15 protein-coding genes and 3 riboswitches are annotated in these 17,569 nt (G+C 27.9%); of the genes, 9 read left to right on the forward strand and 6 right to left on the reverse strand.

Going from position 1 to position 17,569, the window contains the following annotated elements:
- Positions 1 to 64 precede the first annotated feature (64 nt).
- Positions 65 to 181: riboswitch (SAM riboswitch) on the forward strand.
- 354 nt (positions 182 to 535) lie between these two features.
- The 6 genes from Q6H37_RS08980 to Q6H37_RS09005 all read left to right on the forward strand — a co-directional run bounded on the left by Q6H37_RS08980 (position 536) and on the right by Q6H37_RS09005 (position 5,926).
- Entirely contained in the window at positions 536 to 1,015 is a 480-nt protein-coding gene (locus Q6H37_RS08980) for an L-2-amino-thiazoline-4-carboxylic acid hydrolase (protein ID WP_318741106.1), read from the forward strand.
- A 36-nt stretch (positions 1,016 to 1,051) separates the two neighbouring features.
- Positions 1,052 to 1,786 (forward strand): amino acid ABC transporter ATP-binding protein, encoded by a 735-nt coding sequence (locus Q6H37_RS08985; protein ID WP_318741108.1) that lies wholly within the window; start codon positions 1,052 to 1,054, stop codon positions 1,784 to 1,786.
- Between the two features lie 12 nt (positions 1,787 to 1,798).
- Positions 1,799 to 2,512 carry an amino acid ABC transporter permease gene (locus Q6H37_RS08990; RefSeq protein ID WP_318741111.1) on the forward strand — a complete coding sequence of 238 codons (714 nt, stop codon included), beginning with the start codon at positions 1,799 to 1,801 and terminating at the stop codon, positions 2,510 to 2,512.
- 20 nt (positions 2,513 to 2,532) lie between these two features.
- Entirely contained in the window at positions 2,533 to 3,240 is a 708-nt protein-coding gene (locus Q6H37_RS08995) for an amino acid ABC transporter permease (protein ID WP_318741113.1), read from the forward strand.
- Positions 3,241 to 3,268: 28 nt separating this feature from the next.
- Positions 3,269 to 4,078: a transporter substrate-binding domain-containing protein gene (locus tag Q6H37_RS09000; RefSeq protein ID WP_318741116.1), complete on the forward strand. Its 810-nt coding sequence runs from the start codon at positions 3,269 to 3,271 to the stop codon at positions 4,076 to 4,078.
- A 552-nt stretch (positions 4,079 to 4,630) separates the two neighbouring features.
- On the forward strand, positions 4,631 to 5,926 hold the full coding sequence (locus tag Q6H37_RS09005) for an IS110 family transposase (RefSeq protein WP_318733743.1): 1,296 nt from the start codon (positions 4,631 to 4,633) through the stop codon (positions 5,924 to 5,926).
- Between the two features lie 675 nt (positions 5,927 to 6,601).
- Here Q6H37_RS09005 and Q6H37_RS09010 read toward each other — a convergent pair.
- The 6 genes from Q6H37_RS09010 to Q6H37_RS09035 all read right to left on the reverse strand — a co-directional run bounded on the left by Q6H37_RS09010 (position 6,602) and on the right by Q6H37_RS09035 (position 13,337).
- Positions 6,602 to 7,411, reverse strand: a complete 810-nt coding sequence (locus tag Q6H37_RS09010; RefSeq protein ID WP_318741119.1) for a polysaccharide deacetylase family protein — start codon at positions 7,409 to 7,411, stop codon at positions 6,602 to 6,604.
- Between the two features lie 35 nt (positions 7,412 to 7,446).
- The gene (locus Q6H37_RS09015; protein ID WP_318741121.1) at positions 7,447 to 8,181 is read right to left on the reverse strand and encodes a polysaccharide deacetylase family protein; all 735 of its coding nucleotides are present in this window, start codon (positions 8,179 to 8,181) and stop codon (positions 7,447 to 7,449) included.
- Between the two features lie 302 nt (positions 8,182 to 8,483).
- A complete protein-coding gene (locus tag Q6H37_RS09020; RefSeq protein ID WP_318741124.1) occupies positions 8,484 to 9,038 on the reverse strand; it encodes a hypothetical protein in 555 nt (184 codons plus the stop codon).
- Positions 9,039 to 9,235: 197 nt separating this feature from the next.
- The gene (locus Q6H37_RS09025; protein WP_318741126.1) at positions 9,236 to 9,544 is read right to left on the reverse strand and encodes a hypothetical protein; all 309 of its coding nucleotides are present in this window, start codon (positions 9,542 to 9,544) and stop codon (positions 9,236 to 9,238) included.
- Between the two features lie 319 nt (positions 9,545 to 9,863).
- The gene (locus Q6H37_RS09030) at positions 9,864 to 11,705 is read right to left on the reverse strand and encodes an ASKHA domain-containing protein (RefSeq protein ID WP_318741129.1); all 1,842 of its coding nucleotides are present in this window, start codon (positions 11,703 to 11,705) and stop codon (positions 9,864 to 9,866) included.
- A gap of 24 nt (positions 11,706 to 11,729) precedes the next feature.
- Complete coding sequence (locus Q6H37_RS09035; RefSeq protein ID WP_318741132.1) at positions 11,730 to 13,337, reverse strand: PucR family transcriptional regulator; 1,608 nt, start codon at positions 13,335 to 13,337, stop codon at positions 11,730 to 11,732.
- Between the two features lie 386 nt (positions 13,338 to 13,723).
- On the opposite strand from Q6H37_RS09035, the gene Q6H37_RS09040 reads away from it, so the two are divergent.
- From Q6H37_RS09040 to Q6H37_RS09050, 3 genes are all read left to right on the forward strand, one after another.
- Positions 13,724 to 14,380, forward strand: a complete 657-nt coding sequence (locus Q6H37_RS09040) for a B12-binding domain-containing protein (RefSeq protein WP_318741134.1) — start codon at positions 13,724 to 13,726, stop codon at positions 14,378 to 14,380.
- A 348-nt stretch (positions 14,381 to 14,728) separates the two neighbouring features.
- Positions 14,729 to 14,893, forward strand: a complete 165-nt coding sequence (locus Q6H37_RS09045) for a zinc-ribbon domain-containing protein (protein WP_318741137.1) — start codon at positions 14,729 to 14,731, stop codon at positions 14,891 to 14,893.
- Between the two features lie 380 nt (positions 14,894 to 15,273).
- Positions 15,274 to 15,355: riboswitch (cyclic di-GMP riboswitch) on the forward strand.
- A gap of 497 nt (positions 15,356 to 15,852) precedes the next feature.
- Positions 15,853 to 15,935, forward strand: a riboswitch (cyclic di-GMP riboswitch).
- A gap of 463 nt (positions 15,936 to 16,398) precedes the next feature.
- The gene (locus Q6H37_RS09050; RefSeq protein ID WP_318741139.1) at positions 16,399 to 17,454 is read left to right on the forward strand and encodes a mannose-1-phosphate guanylyltransferase; all 1,056 of its coding nucleotides are present in this window, start codon (positions 16,399 to 16,401) and stop codon (positions 17,452 to 17,454) included.
- The last annotated feature ends 115 nt before the right edge of the window (positions 17,455 to 17,569 follow it).

Consider the following 17,569-nt stretch of genomic DNA (forward strand, 5'->3'; position numbering starts at 1 on the left):
ATGTATATAATCGTAATAAGTCAAGCAATAAATAATGGTTATTAGAAAATTTAATATATTACGTATCTTATCAAGAGCGGTGGAGGGACTGGCCCTATGAAACCCGACAACCAGCATTTATTTTTTAATGTACTGGTGTTAATTCCTGCAGAGTAATTATGCGTACTCTGGAAGATAAGAAAAATGGCAAATTTATAAGTCAAGGTTTGTAATAAGCTATCTTTTTTATCTAAAAAAGATAGCTTTTTTTTATAAAAAAATGGTATATATGAATATTATGACTTGTTTCAAATTAGTGTATTAATTGTGAAATGTAAAGTTTAACGCGCGTTTTTATGAGCATTCATCAAAAAAGTACATCTAAAATTAATAAATTTTTAATTTTACTATTGTTAAATTAAAAAATCTGTAATATAATATGATAAATCAAGAACATAAATCTACATATACCATACAAAGCTTTGTTTGAATATTCATGCTATACAAAATGTAAAATTGTTTGTAAAAAAATTAAATTGATTTGGAGGAATAAAAAATGAGTGAAAAAAAGTATACAGAAGAAGAATTAACAAAGGCAATAAGAGGAGCAATTGGTGATAGAGCAACTTGGTTTTATTTATTACTTAAAGCTGTAAAAGAAGAAGGAATCGATGCAGATAAAATAGCAAAGAAGGCAATAACAGAATATGGAAAAATGAAAAGCAAGAATTTTAAGGATGTAAATGGAGCTAAAGATTTTGCAACTCAACTTGTAGGAGGAGTTACTAAATGTGCTTTTGGAGCTGAAATAGCTGCAGCAGGAGATAAAAAATCAGAACTAAAATTTAGTCATTGTGCATTAGTAGAAGCTTGGAAACAGCTTGGATGCTCTAAGGATGAAATAGTTGAATTGTGTCGTATGGCTAATTATGGAGATTTTGGTATAGCTAGTAGTTTTGATGGTATAGAATTAGATTTTCCTAAAATGTTATCAAAAGGTGACGAATGCTGTCATGTTATAGTAACAAAAAAGTAATTGAAGATTAAATAATAAAATTTAGGAAGTGGTTACATGATTGAAATTAAAGGAATTCATAAATCATTTGGTAAAAATGAAATTCTCAAAGGGGCAAGTATAAAAGTAAATAAGGGAGAGGTTGTTGTAATACTGGGACCAAGTGGTTCTGGAAAAACCACATTATTACGATGTATAAATTTTTTAGAAAAAGCTGATGAAGGTGAGTTAGCAGTTGGTGATACTAAGATAAATTTTAAGGCTGCCACTAAAAGTGACATTTCAAAAGTAAGAAAACAAACAGCTATGGTCTTTCAATCATATAATCTCTTCCATAACAAAACTGTAATTGAAAATGTAATGGAAGGCTTGATTATTCCTAGAAAGGTTCCTAAGAAGGAAGCTGAAGAAATAAGTGAAAAATTGTTGGATAAAGTAGGACTAGCTGATAAATATAATTTTTATCCTTCTCAGCTTTCAGGTGGACAACAGCAGCGTGTTGGTATTGCAAGAGCACTTGCAATTAATCCTGAAGTAATACTTTTCGATGAGCCAACTTCAGCACTTGATCCAGAGCTTGTTGGTGAAGTGCTATCAGTTATGAAGCAGGTAGCAGAAGAAGGCATGACTATGATTGTTGTTACTCATGAAATGTCTTTTGCTTATAATATTGCTGATAGGGTTATATTTATGGAAGGTGGAGTAGTTGTGGAAGAAGGCACTCCAGAGGAAGTATTTAATAACCCTAAGGAGCAAAGAACTAAACAGTTTTTACAAAAAATAGAGCATTAGGGAGGTAAAAAGATGAATAAGATATTTGATCCTAGTTATATATTCAGTTCAATACCTTCCATTATGAAAGCTTTACCATTAACCCTTATTATTATGATAGCATCCCTAATCTTTGGATTATTATTGGGTTTAATTTTAACAGTAATGAAACTGCAAAAAAATATTCTACTTAAATCCATAGCTAATGGGTATACGGCATTTATAAGAGGAACACCAGCCTTACTTCAATTATTCTTAGTATTTTATGGGTTGCCACAATTATTGTCCTTTGTTGGAATTGATATTAATGATTGGAGTAAAAGTATTTTTGCAATAATAACATTTGCCTTAAATAGTGGAGCTTTTATATCAGAAATTATGCGATCTGCATATTTATCAGTGGATGCAGGGCAAAGTGAAGCTGCTCTTAGTATAGGAATGAATAACATTCAATGTTTAAGAAGAATTATAATTCCACAAGCCTTTAAAATTTGCTTGCCTAATTTAGGAAATATAATAATAAGTCTTTTAAAAGAAACTTCTTATGTTTTCACAATAGGAGTTGTAGATATATTAGGAAAAGCAAAATTAATAGGTTCTGATGGTTATGGAGTAAGACAATTAGAAGCGTTCCTTGCAGTAGCATTAATTTATTGGATTATTTCTATAGTAATTGAACAATTTATTTCGTTATATGAACATATGAACAATAAATCAATTAAAAAACTAGCAAATAGCAATTGTTAATAGCGGAAAGGATGATTAATATGAATTTTGATATTCAATTTGCCATAAATACATTTCCTAAAATATTAAAAGCTGTTCCTATGACGCTATCCATATCTATAGTTTCCATTGCAATTGGTTTAGTTATAGGTTTAATTATTGCTATTTGCAGAACTAATAACATTCCTATTTTAAAACCTATATGTGCAGTTTTTGTGTCATTTATAAGAGGAACACCTATAATAGTACAGCTTTATGTAGTATTTTATGGATTTCCAGAATTACTAACTTATCTGCATCAAAGCTTAGGGTGGAAGGTGTCACCAAGTGGTATATCGCATATATCCATAGCATTAATAGCATTTACATTAAATGCAGCTGCATACCTTTCAGAAAATATAAGATCTGCTTTAAGTTCAGTAAATAAAGGACAACTTGAAGCTGCTTATTCTATAGGTATGACAAGCTTTGAAGCTTATAGAAGAATTATTTTACCACAAGCTTTAGTTGCAGCATTGCCTAATTTTAGTAATGTATTTATACAAATTACTAAAGATACATCTCTAGCATTTTCTGTAATGGTAGTTGAAATCATGGCTGTTTCATCTGTTGAAGCATCTTCGGGATATAAGTATTTGGAAGCTTATTTAGATGCAGCAATTATATATTTCATTGTGTGCTATATATTTGCAAAATTATTTACGGTTTTAGAAAATAGATTAAAAGTTTATAAGAAAATTAGTGTTTAAAATTATTATAATTATGGAGGTAATTTACATGAAAAAAATATTTGTTTCAATAGCTTTAATAACTACATTAGCGGTAGGAGCAGCAGGGTGTTCAAAACAATCTAGCAATTCTTCAAGCAGTAACAGTAATGCTAAGGTTGTAAAAATTGCTGTAGTAAATGATGCTAAACCTTTTACTTATATAGATGCAAATGGAGAAGCTTCTGGATATGATGCTGAAGTTCTTAAAGAAGTAAGCAAAAAACTTACTAAATATAAATTTGAATTTAATGGTATGAGCCAAAGTGCACTTCTTCTAGGTGTAGAATCAGGTAAATACGATTTGGGTACATGTCATTTTTATAAGAGTCCAGAACGTGAACAGAAATATCTTTTCCCTGATGAACCTTTTGGATTAAGTGATTTGAAGATTGTAACTAAAAAGGATCGTAATGATATTAATACAATGGATGATTTAGTAGGAAAGAAGTTAGAACCAATTCCAGCTAATGATGCTCGTTATACTGTAATTAAAGAGTATAATGAGAAACATCCAGACAAACAAGTAAATTTACAATCTATTGAAGCATTAAACACTGCTGATTCATTCAAATTGATAGCTTCAGGACAATATGATGCTGCAGTATATCCTTCAGCTGCTTTCCCTGCAGTTCAAAAAAGTTTAAATTTGGATGTAAAGCTAACAGGAACAGTTACTAAAGTACCAACTTATTTTGTATTAAATAAAAAAGATACTGAGTTAAAAAATGATATAGATAAAGTTCTTAAAGAGTTAAAGGCAGATGGAACATTATCCAAGTTATCAACAAAATGGTTTGGGGAAGATCTTTATAAATAGAATCAAATTTAAATGGATTGTAATATAAAAATTATGCAGCATAAGTGCATGTAAGCGAAGTAACTTTCAACTGTATTCCGGCTGATATATGCTGTGAAGGAAAACTCACTTCATTAAGAAGTTCTAATGCTTGAGATATTGAAAAATCCCTACCTCCTTGTATAATGTAGCCATAACATTCAATAGAAAACTATCTATACCATTTGTGAATATTACAACTTAGTTTTTTCTTATTATTCGTAATTCTTTTACCCGACAGGGTGTATGTTTCTACTCTAACTTAGTTTTCTATTTTCCCTTAAGGGGAAACCAAATTAGTAAATATTGATGTATAATATCTCCTGAATAGAAGATAGATGGACACCTCCTGGGAAATGACTCTATCGAGTCATTATTACCCGTGACTGAGCATGTCATTCCATCAGTGAGAATTCTGTGTTTAGCTGGTTAGGTTTCCCTTTGGGAATTACCTGTGTCACAAACAAGGTTACAAAATTACTGATAGAAATGGAATATCTATTCTATCTCTTACAAACAAAGGAGATAATGTATATGAGTAAATTTTTTTATAGACCAACAGTTGGAATTGATGTATCCGCAGATTTTTCAGTAGCTGCTATACTAGCACCTAACGGTGAAATTTATAGAAAACCTTTTAAGATTATGCATAATAGAAATGGTTTTGATTACCTAGTAGATCAAATAAAAAAAGTGGAAGAAGAGTTTAGCATGAAAACAGCCATTTTCATGGAATCTACTGGTGTATACCATCTTACTCTTTTCCACTTTCTTAAAGATACATTTGAAGTATGTATCCTTAATCCACTCATTACTAATTGTAACAAAAATGTGGATATAAGAAAAGTAAAAAATGATAAAAAAGATGCATTAACCATTGCTAATATAGGTAAATTTCAAGATGTCAAATATTCTTCTAGTTTTGATATTGAAATCTACACTTTAAAATCTCTTTGTAGAGATTACTATAAATTTACTGATAGTAAATCTACATTTACAAAAAAACTTTCTACGGATTTAAGAGTCATTTTTCCTGGTTACAGGTCTGTTTTTTCAAATATTACAGGAAAAACATCAATAGCCATTTTAAAAAAGTATTCTAGTGCTGAAGCAGTTTTAAATGCTGATAGAGATGAAGTTATTAATCTCATTTCAAGCAATTCTAGAAAAGGGTTAGTACATAGTGAAAAGATATATAAAAAGTTATATGCTGCTGCTGAGGAAGCTGTTTACATTGGTCTTAAATCACCAAGTCTATTTGTAAAAGTAATTAATACTATTGCAATAATAGAATCATTGGAAATCCAAATTGGAAACCTATTAACTGAAATTCATATATTAATGTGTAGCAATAGAATTTCTGATGAATTTAAGAAAAATGTACAATTACTTTACTCAATACCTGGTGTTGGAGATTTTACATCCATTGCAATAATGAGCGAAATTGGTAATATTAAAGGTTTTGTTAAACCTAAGCATTTAGTTGCATATTTTGGCTTAGATCCTTCAGTTAAACAATCTGGTAAGTTTAATAGTAACAAAAATGTTATGTCTAAACGAGGTACCCGAATAGGACGAAGAGCCTTATATGTTGTCGCGTTATCATCCGTACGTAAAAGTAGAAACGGTGAACCAATAAATAAAGTTTTACTTAATTTTTATACTGAAAATATGAAAGGTAAAAGTAAAAAAGTAGGCTTAGTGGCAATAATGCATAAGCTAATTAACTACATATTCTCTGTTCTTAAAAATCAAAAAGAGTATGAATTACGTGACCCTAAAATACATACAAAAATGTATCTTAATAAGCTATCTAAACCAGCAGCCTAACGGCTAAAATAATTAGGAAGTAATTTCCATTATTCGTGTTTTTTAATGGATTTTTTGTGATACCTATTTTTATTAATAAAATTTTTTATAAAAACTTATTGACTTTTACTAGCTGGTCTCAAATGTGACGTTCTGTCACTTTCGGAGCTTTTGCCTTCCTGGCAAAAATTACGGTATTTTTCAATATCTCAAGCAAAGAACTTCTAAAATTCGTTCGGATCTTCCTTCACAGCATATATCAGTCTCCATACAGTTGAAAGTTACCTCTTAGTGCATTACGTGTATATATATTACTTCTTGATATGGCTCTAAATAAAAAGCGTAGCTTTCATAATACTTGTTATCTAGTTTATGTATATTTCAGCTATTTTAATAATAGCCTATGGCGCAGCCTGAAAAAATAGTAAGTTAATTGATTATTAAATGTATTTGAAATATTTGTATGCTTTAGCCTTATATTTTTCAATCACATAAATAATAAGTCTCTTTTAAGACATTTCAACAGAATAGAAAGCAAGCTGCTTTTTAAACTAAATATATTAGCCTAACAGCAGGCTCCGCCTTAATCTTTAGCCGTGATGACACCCTTATCATATATCACGGAATGAAAGTCAAAATCCAAACTTCCACTGTACCATTATGTTGCATAATGCTTACCTTGCGCATTTCATTTATCTATTCATTGCAATCCGTAGATGGAAACAAGAAATCAAATAAACTAAAAGATTTTTTGGTTATAGAAAAATAAAGTTCAGGAGTATCTTGTGTAATTGTTTTAAAATCATATCCTTCATCTTTATAATATTTAATTATTCTAGGCAGTGCTGTGCAGGTGTTTTTGTGCATATAATCACAGTGCAAAAGTAAAACTATGGTAGATAATTCTTTACTGTCTTTTGTTGCTTCTCTATATAGTCTGTCTGGAGAAACCTTTGGTTTTAAACCATCTGAAGTTACCATATTCCAATCATAGACTTTAAAATTGTAGCTATGAAGTTTGGTAAGAAAGGTTTCTGAAAGGCGTTTATAACTTCCGCCAGGAAACCTAATTATATTAGGAGAAACACCAGCTACTTCATTTACTTTTTCACGACATTGCAGCATTTCGTTTATAAAGGAAGTTCTGCTGGAATAGACTTTTTTGATTTTATGTGAATAAGTATGAAGTCCAATGCTGTGTCCTTCTTTATGAATCCTTTTTACAACATTTTCCAAACCATCAATTTGATTACCTATAAGAAAAAAGGTGGCTTTTATATTATTTTCTTTTAAAATATCTAAAACTTTATTTGTAACATTATCACTTGGACCATCATCAAAGGTTAAATATATTACTTTATTTTTCTCATTTACATAATTTTCACATGTTGTTAAGTTCTTAATTGGTTTCAGTGTGTTTTCTGCAGCTATACCTTTTACGTTTTGACTAAATATTAAACTAATAAATGCTATGGTCATAAAGTATATAAATAGTTTATTTTTCAACTTTCTATCCTCCAATATAATGTTGTGAAAAATATTTAATTAGAAGGGTGCCAGTAAAATTCTGGAGTATCGTTTGTGATTGCTCTAAATTCATATCCTAGTTTTTTATAATGTTGAATAATTTGAGGCAAAGCTTTATAAGTATTTACATTTGTATTAGTACAATGCATTAAAAAAACCATATAAGATATTCCATTACCTCTGGCAATTGCTTCTCTAGTTAATAGTTCTGGAGAGGTATTAGGTCTTACACCATCAGAAATTGAAGCATTCCAATCATAAATCTTAAAATTATGAGCATGTAATTTTTTTAAGAAGTTATTGTTTAAGTGGGGGTTACTACCATATGGAAATCTTATTATATTTGGTTGAATTCCAATTACTTTTTTTATTTCCTTTGAGGTTTTTTCCATTTCCTTAATAAATTCATCTTCACTGGAATATATTTGGTTATATTTATGACTATAAGTATGCAACCCTATACTGTGCCCTTCATTATATATTCTCTTTAAAATTGGCTCTCTTCCTTGAATCATACTTCCTACTACAAAGAAGGTTGCTTTTACATTATTTTGTTTTAAGATATTCAAAATATCATTGGTTACAATGGAGCTAGGTCCATCATCAAAGGTTAAATAAATTATCTTGTTATCAGCATTTAAAGGTGCTGCCTTGGCTTTCCATATTTCAAATCCCAATTTATTAGTTATTACAAAGGTACATAATAAAAATACTGCAACAAAAAATGAAATTATTCTTTTTCTTTTCAAAATACACATCTCCTTAACTTATATAAAGAAAGTTTTAGTAATTTGATAAAGCATTTAATGTAGACAAAAGATTTTAATTTAAGTCCTAATTATTACTTATTGTTACTGTTTAATAAGTATTTAATTACTAGTAAATTCTACATAAAAGTATTTATGTACTAAAAAAATCTCTTCATAATGAAATGAGGAGATTAATTCTTTAATGAATTTTAAGATAAAAGCTAGTGTATATGTTCAAGATATATTTTAAATTTATTTTGCCGCAATGTTATTTAGTAAAGGTATAAACAAAGATAGAACCTTTAATATTTATTTAATTGAATATAATTAGCCTTAGTCTTTTTTTCAACAGTATTTGTAAACATATACGTTTCTATTTCTGAGTACTTTTCCAATCTTATAGACATGTATTCACCATAGGAGAAAATTTCTTTTATTTTTTTAAGAATTCCTTCGTGTTCTATCCTTTTAATTGCAATATATTCAGTTGTTCTGAAATGCTTAACTATGCCTATAGAAAGTACATCACTCCATTTTATAAAATTTGAGAATAATAAGTTTTTCATTTTTATTCCTTGATTATTAAGTTCAATGTACTGCCTATGTAATATTTCTCCATGAATTAAATCTATACCTAAAAGTAGAAAAAGAACAATAATCATAATAGAATTAATCATAGATTCTCTGTCATTATTTTTTATTTTATTAGTAATTAATAAGTAACTTAAAACTAATGCACATAAACTAAAAAATACAATAATTATTTTAAAAATTAATGTATATTTGGTATATAGTCTTATTGGAATATTGTAAGTTTGTTTACTATGATTAATATGTTTTGTTACATTATTGTCCATAATAACCTCGCTATTTAATATAAAAGTTTCAAGTACTATTTAGTGTTGCTGTTTAATATATATTTAATTACTGGTAAATTTTTATACAATAAAAAAATCTCCTCACAATAAAGAGAAGAGATTAAATCTTTAACAAGTTTTAAGATAAATTATTATATATTTAAAGCATCTTGTAGTTGACTCATATGAAAATATTGCTAAGCTATAATACCTTTAACTCCAAATGTAGGTTCCATAAAAGGTATTTTTTTCTTTTGATAAATATTTATATCACCATCAGCCTTTAAATTTTTTGAAATAAATACTTTTATACCTTCATATTCGTAAACATTATATAATTCTTTGTCCAAAACTTCAGTTTCAAATAGGACTTTTACCTTAAGAGATTTAAAGTCAGCACTGCAATTACAACAATCACATTCTAGAGGTGTTTTTTTTACACTTACTACAAAGCATAGATTTTTGCCATGGACGAAATCAAAAGCTTTGTCATCAATTTTTATCATAATATACCATCTCCAAATTAACTTTATAATAAATTAATAACTATCACTGATAGCGTTATAAATAATGAAAAATACTGTTATGATGTATATATGCAATATAATAAATAAATTTTACTATTTGATTTATTAAAAATCAAAGGCTAATTTAACTTTTATGGTAAAATTAGTGCTACAAGTTGTATGTGTATATATTTTATAAAATTAATATGTAGATATTATGAAGCTCCTGTAGTTGTTCCTAAAATATCAACGTTATTTTTTACAGGGCCAAATGGTAAAAAATTGTATATGTGTTTTTAGTAATATATTTAATATTATATTAAAATTGCATTCCTTTAGCAAATGCTCTATTAAAGTTCTTTTGAGCACCTAATTCAATATATTTTACTGTAGATGCAATGCTACTAGAACGTTCATATTCTGTTCTTGATAGTAGAGCTAGTTTTGAACCGGTACCAGCAGCATTTCCCACCATTTTAACCTTATTTTCAAGATCTTTAGGAATTAAACCTATAGCACAAGCACTATGAGGATTCATATAGTTTCCAAAGGCACCTGCTAAAAGAACCTCTTTTATGTCACAGGTTGTTATACCTAGTTTATCAATAAGTATGTTAATACCAGCTGAAATAGCGCCTTTTGCCAATTGAAGTGCTGTTATATCATTTTGTGTGACCATAATAGGACGTCCATGTGCTGTTTCACTCTCAGGTACAACTAGAAAGGCATTTGCATCGTCATAAGTAATAATGCGTTTTTCAAATGCTTTTGCAGAAGAATTCGTAAATTCACTTGGAGATAAAATCTTTCCCCTCTTATTAATGATACCCAATTCTACAAAACCTGCAATTATATCCAAAAGTCCAGAACCACAAATGCCTTCGGGTTTGCCATCTCCAATAACTGTGTAAGTCATTGTCTTTCCAAAATTCACATGGTCTATAGCACCTATAGCACCTCTCATTCCACTGCTAATTTGAGCTCCTTCAAAGGCAGGACCTGCAGCAGCAGAACAAGATACAAGTTTTTTTGAATCTCCTAATACAATTTCTCCATTAGTACCAATGTCAATAGCCAATTTTATATCTTCGTTTTTATCCATTTCTGTGGCAAGAATTACAGCTACGGTATCTGCACCTACAAAGCCTGCAATGGTAGGAAGTACAAAAATTTTACCACAAGGGTTGATATGGAGATTAAGATCTGATGCATTTACATTTATCGGTTCACTTATTACAGGAACATAAGGTATAGCTGGAATATATCTAGGTGTTAAACCTAAAAATATGTGATGCATGCAGGTATTTCCTACTATGGTGATGCTGTATACATCTTCTCTTTTCATAGATACTCTATCTAAAGCATCTTCAATTAATTTATCAATTGCCTTTAAAAGGGTACATTGCATCATTTTTATACCATCTGCATTTTGATTAGCATAGGTTGTACGGGAAATTACGTCTGCACCAAATTTAACTTGTGGATTTAGAGTAGAAGAAATGGATAATTCTTTTCCAGTATTTAAATCCATTAGATATCCTACAATAGTTGTAGTTCCAATATCAAAAGCCATACCTAATATTTTTGAAGAGGTATTTCCTTTTTCTATTCCAAGTATTTCACTATCATCATTAATTACAGTGATTTTATGCTGAGCTTCACGAATTATATCTGGTAAATCTTTCAAAGCGGAAAATTTAATTTTTATATTTTGATAGTTGCTGTTTTTTAGTGACAGCTTTTCTTTTAAGCGTTTTAGATCAGATTTTTGTTCTTCAAGAGAAGGCAAGTCCACTTCAACATAAGTCTTGTCAATGAGTGGATTAACATTAGAAGTTCTTTCAACAGACCATTGTAATATATTATGTAGATTATCATTATTTTTGTGTAATTCTACAATTAAATTATCCTGAATTTTTATTTCACAAGCAAGATGGATACCTTGTAAAAGTTCTTTTTCAGTTAAATAGTTTTGCTCCTTAAGAGTAGGTGGTAAGGCTTTTTCTAGAACTTTAATACGACATTTACCACAATTGCCTATACCACCACAAGGAAAATCAAAATCAACGCCTGATTTAATAATAGCTTCCTTAATTGTAGATCCTTCAGGCATAAGAATTTCATCATTAAAAGGTTTAAAAACAACCTTATAAGTATTCATTATATTACCTCCAAAGTATGTATTTTATAATATGCAATTGTTTTGAGAGGATTTATCATCAATGTTTAATTCGTTATATGATTTAGTTTTATCAATATAATCTAGTATAATAAAGGTTAAAATGAGTTTAAAACTTGTAATAGAGTCATTTAAATTGATATCCATAATTTGTTGGATTTTTTCAATACGATGAGCTAAAGTACTTCGACAAACTTTTAACTTATCAGCTGTTTCTAATTGATTCTTTCCATTTAGCAAATAAGTATAAAGACTTTTCATGTAATCTGTATTGTTTGTATGATCATATTTTATTAAAGAAAATATTGAACTCAGACAAAAATTTTTTAAATTACTTTGTGATGAACACAGTTGTAAAAGATGATATATTGTAAAATCCTCATATGAAAAAAAGAACTCATTTGTTTTTAAACTTATACCAAGCTCAATAGCTTTTAAGGCTTGTTCATAATAGCTTTTCATATCAGTTAAATTATGAAAGCATCGGCTTAAACCAGCAAAAATTTTATTTTTTTGCATAAATTCAAGTAGTTTTGAAAAGGTTTTATCTATAGGGGATATTTTATTATTGCAGTTTATGATTACAACAATGGCATCATTATATATGATGGATTTACTGTCTACAATCATATAGTCAATTCTATCTCTTATTTGATTTAATGGAATATTTACAAAGTTATTTTGAGGAACATTTAGTACCATTACATAAAGATTGTGCTTAAAGTGTAAGTCTAAAAATTCTAATCTTTCATCAATGGTTATTTTGTCAATTTTTTCGCCACTAAGTAAATGTATAATAAAATGTTCATACCTTGATCCTTTGGTATTTTCAATAAACCTGCTTTTTTGCATTTCAGAGGAAATTACTTTGCATAGGGTGAAAACCAATTCCATATCATTTTCGCTGAAAGGTTTGTTGCACTCTAATGCAGCTAAATAGCCTACCACTTTATTATCAATTTTAATATTTGATATTATTCTAGGAATTCTAAATTTATCCTCACTCATAAAAACAGGGGAGGTACTTTTGTGAACCACTTCGATAAATTTCTTCACGTTTGATACAGAGACAAAATTGTAGGAACAATATCCCTTAGTAAATAGTTCAACCCATATAGGATCACTTGGATTGATGTCTTTAGAATGAGCAATAATTTTAAAGCTTAAATCTATAACACATATTGGATTTCCTAAGAGTTCAGAAGCAACATTTATTATATGTTTGATGCCTTTTCCACTGGTTAGAGAATCCAGTAATGTTGCTGAATTTAAAGCAAGAGTTTGTTCGGATTCTACAACTGATTGAAGGTCATTAAAAACTGTAGCTAAGTCTATATCATTATTTAATAATATTAAGTTTAACATAGGGTTTTTTATATGTTTATTAGGTAAAGTTTTATTTAAAATACAAACTAAATTAATGACAGTATTTTGAGGAAATACTTTTGGCAAATTTGATACTGTACCAACATATAAGCAATTATTATGGAATGAGCATTGATTTTTTTGTAGTAATTTAATTGATTTAATTGATGTATTATAGTTTGGTGAAATGTGTAATTCAGGATTATAGTTTCTGAGCTTACTTAAAAAAGTACTTAAATTTATTTCCATAAAAAAACACCTCTTATAAAAATAATAATCCATTATTAATAAAATTTAAATAGTTAATTTAAAATTGCAATTCTTAACATAAACTTTATACATTAAATATTCATTTTTTAAGGTAAGTATACAAGATTGATTTTAAAAATTAATAGTGTTTATAATAAGTATATGTTAATAGATTATCAGAAAAATTAGATTAATAATATATGCATGATGTTTACTTTTATGTACTTAATTTGAGCATTATGTAAGATGTTTTGGTGACATATTTATGGTAATTTATATATAAGCACAAGGTTATAAGAAAAAGGGTTATCTCAGATTTAATGAGTGATCTTTTAATATCAATGAAAGATTTATTAATATATTATACGAATTGGAGAGGATATTTTATGAGCAAAGAACTTATAGAAGCAATGGCAGAGCTTAATGAAGATAAAGTAATTGCACAAGTAAAAGCTCTTATAAAAAATCATGTGTCTCCCATGGATATTATCGGATATTTACAGAAAGGCATTAGTATAGTTGGAAAGAGATTTGAAGAAAGAATTTACTTTATGTCAGAACTTATTATATCTGGAGAAATATTTAAAGAAGCTTCCGATATATTAGGAGAAACAATTCTTCCAGGGACATCAAAACGTGGAATATTTGTTATAGGAACTATTTATGGAGACATTCATGATATTGGTAAAAATATAGTAAGTATTGTTATGAGTAGTAATGATTTTGAAGTTATAGATTTAGGTGTTGATGTGCCTACGGAAAAATTTATTGAGGCAATTAGAAAATATAGACCTGAAGTAGTTGCTATTTCATGTCTTCTTACTAATGGTTTTGACAATGTAAAGGAGTGTATACAAAGAATTGAACAGGAGGGCCTTAGAGAATATGTAAAGGTATTGATTGGAGGAGGGCCTATGAGTGAAGAAGCTCGTGAATATGTAAAAGCTGATGTAGTTTGCAAAACAGCTCAGGAAACTGTAGAGTATTGCAAAAAAGTATATAATAAAGGTGAAAGAAAAAATTACTTGAGAATTATCAAGTGATTCTTAGAATTTCAATAACAAATAAAAACTGGTGTTATATTATTTATTGCAAAAGTAGAAAAAATCCTATTGAAAATGTATCAAAATAAATTTTAATAATAATTTTTAAAAGTATAATTATTTAATTTTAGGATAGAATATATTTTAAAGTAAATACAATTTATATTGTCATAGGATTTAGTTATAAAATTTATAGTGTAAGTTCTATGCTTTGAGTATGTTGTATTTACCAATGATAATAAATTTACAATAATATGTGGGTTAATTATTTTTAGACAATATTCTGCTAGTATATAATAATTAGTCAAAAATTAGTTAAAACCCAGGTTATTCAGGAGGTATATAGGTATGTCAGATAAGACTTTAGTATGTAAAGATTGTAATTCAGAATTTGTTTTTACAGAAGGAGAGCAAGAATTTTATAAGGAAAAAGGATTCGAAAATGAACCACAAAGATGCCCATCTTGTAGAAAAGCAAGAAAACAGCAAAGAAACAATGATAGAAGATATTAACTTCAGTATAATTTTTTTGTTGTGTTTGTAAGTCCTGAACTTTTAAAGTTTAGGATCTTATTGCAATACTAAAATACTTATTTGCAAAATTTGAAACATAATTGCAAAATAATACATCTAAACCATCGCCTAAATATTCATTTTTAAACACGAATTTATGCATTCCATATATCTTGTTTTTATTTATCTCATATTATGCTGCAATTTAAAAGAGATGATTGACAAAAAAGATTAACGGAAAAGTCATAAATTTTGGTTAAATAATTTAAAGCAACAAATTAAACCCATATAATATTTTTATTGACAATTTTCTAAATACGACATATACTAAATTTGAGATAAGAAGTGTATATAATTGGTATTTAATATATAAATAATTTTATTATGTTGGAAGCGTTGAACTGCATACTTATTTGGGCACTTTGTATGTAGGAAGCAATTAGTGCAACCGGCCAAATGTTGATTTGGCCGGTTTTTTATTATTTTTAGACAATATACTCATTTTACAAAAAATATATTTTAGAATTGTTTCTTAAAAGGATTATAATAGAGTCCATAAGTAAAAATATAGCTTGGTATATTACAATAAAAAAATATTATAAAAATGTTACATTAGTATTATTACAATCAATCAGTTTGCCCAAAATAGTAAAAAGAATTTACAGAAAAAAGCGAACATTCCAAAATTACATTTAGGTATAAATATATTTCAGAAATTAAATAAATTGTTTTATAACTTTCATATAAAAAGTATTTAATTAGCATTAAAATATGTTCAATAATAATGAATAAGTTTGGAAAATATTTAGTACAAATTAATATTACATTAAAATTTCCATTTAAATAAAGTGATATGCATGTTGACAAATTACAATATATAACATATAATTAATAAAAATGACAAATTTGTATCAATTAATATTTGATGCATATAAGTTCCTTTTGTATTGCGATAATCTGTTAAATTTGGAGATGTTGAACTATATACTTATTTGGGCACTTTGTATATAGGGAGTTACTAGTGCAACCGGCCGAATATTTATTTGGTCGGTTTTTTATGGTTAAGATGAGAATAAATATCAAGTAAAATAAAGCTAGTATTTTAATATACTATATATATTAAAAAAATACTAATATTAAAATAAAGGAGGAATAATGAAATATTTGAAAGTAACTAAAATTATTTACAGGAGGGATAATTTAATTGAGTTAAAATTTGACACGATTTTGTATGCTGAAGTAATTAAAAAACTAAAGAAAAGAACATAAATTATCATTGTTAGATGATAGTCTATGTTCTTTCAACAAAGTATTACCATACAGATAAAAGCAGATACAACTATTCTTTGCAATTAAAAATAAAATTCGTATTCTGATTTACCTGATTTGATGGTAAAAATAGTATAATGCAAGTTACTGGAATAACCTGCAATTATATTATAACAAAAATTAATTATTATATATAGTATTTTTTATAATAAAGTTTATTTAAGGAGGCATTTTTTATGATTTGTGCACTTATCATGGCTGGAGGAAAAGGAAAACGTTTTTGGCCGCTCTCTACAGAAAAAAAACCTAAGCAGTTTTTAAAATTGTTAGGTGAAAAAACCATGCTTAGAATTACATTTGAGAGATTGCAAAAATTAATTCCCAATGAAAGGATTTTTGTTGTTACTTCTAAACAATATACTAAATTAGTAAGAGAGGAGATTCCAGAATTATCTTCAAGAAATATAATAGTGGAACCATTAAGTAGAAATACAGCTCCCTGTATAATACTTTCTGCACTTAAAATTAGAAAATATTATAAAGATTCTACATTAGTGGTGTTACCTTCAGATCATCGCATAGAAAATAATGAAGAGTTTATAAATACTTTGGTGGTAGGAGAAAAATTTATAGCAAAAAACAAAGATTCCATTGTTACTATTGGGATTAGACCTAATAGACCAGAAATTGGATATGGATATATAAAATGTGATAGTCACTATGTAAATGTTAACAGTAAAAAGGTTTTTTTAGTTAATAAGTTCATTGAAAAACCTGATTTATGTAAAGCTGAAAAGTATTTGCAAAGTGATGAATATTTATGGAATTGTGGAATATTTATTTGGAAAATTGAAACTATTTTGCAACTAGCTAAAAAATATGCCACGGATATTTGGAGTAAGTTAGTTGAGATTGAAAATTATTGGGATCAAGGTGTGAGTCTAGTTTTAGAAAAAAACTATAGGGAAATAGAAAATATATCTATAGACTATGCGATCATGGAAAATGTAAGAAGCATTTATACTATACCATGCGAATTCCAATGGGATGATTTAGGAAATTGGACAAGTATAGAAAGATATAGAAAAAAGGATAATGAAGGGAATGTAACAAATGAAAATAGTATTGTGTATAAATCCAAAAAGAATATTGTGATAACAAAGAAGAAAGCACTGCTTAATAATGTGGACAACTTAATTGTAGTTGAAACAGAAGATTATATTCTTGTTTCTTCAAAGGAAAAAGAGCAAGAAATAAAAATAGCTAAAAATTTATGCAGTAATTTAGAATAGCATAATTAAATTTGGAAGAATTTAATTATAAATTTATTTAATAATTAGCATGTACCTAAGTATTAGTAAAATTATTTGGTTATTGAAAACCATTTTTGAGTAAGTTCCTATTTAA

This window comes from Clostridium sp. JS66, from assembly GCF_033561535.1.
GTDB classification, from domain to species: Bacteria; Bacillota; Clostridia; order Clostridiales; family Clostridiaceae; genus Clostridium_AM; species Clostridium_AM carboxidivorans.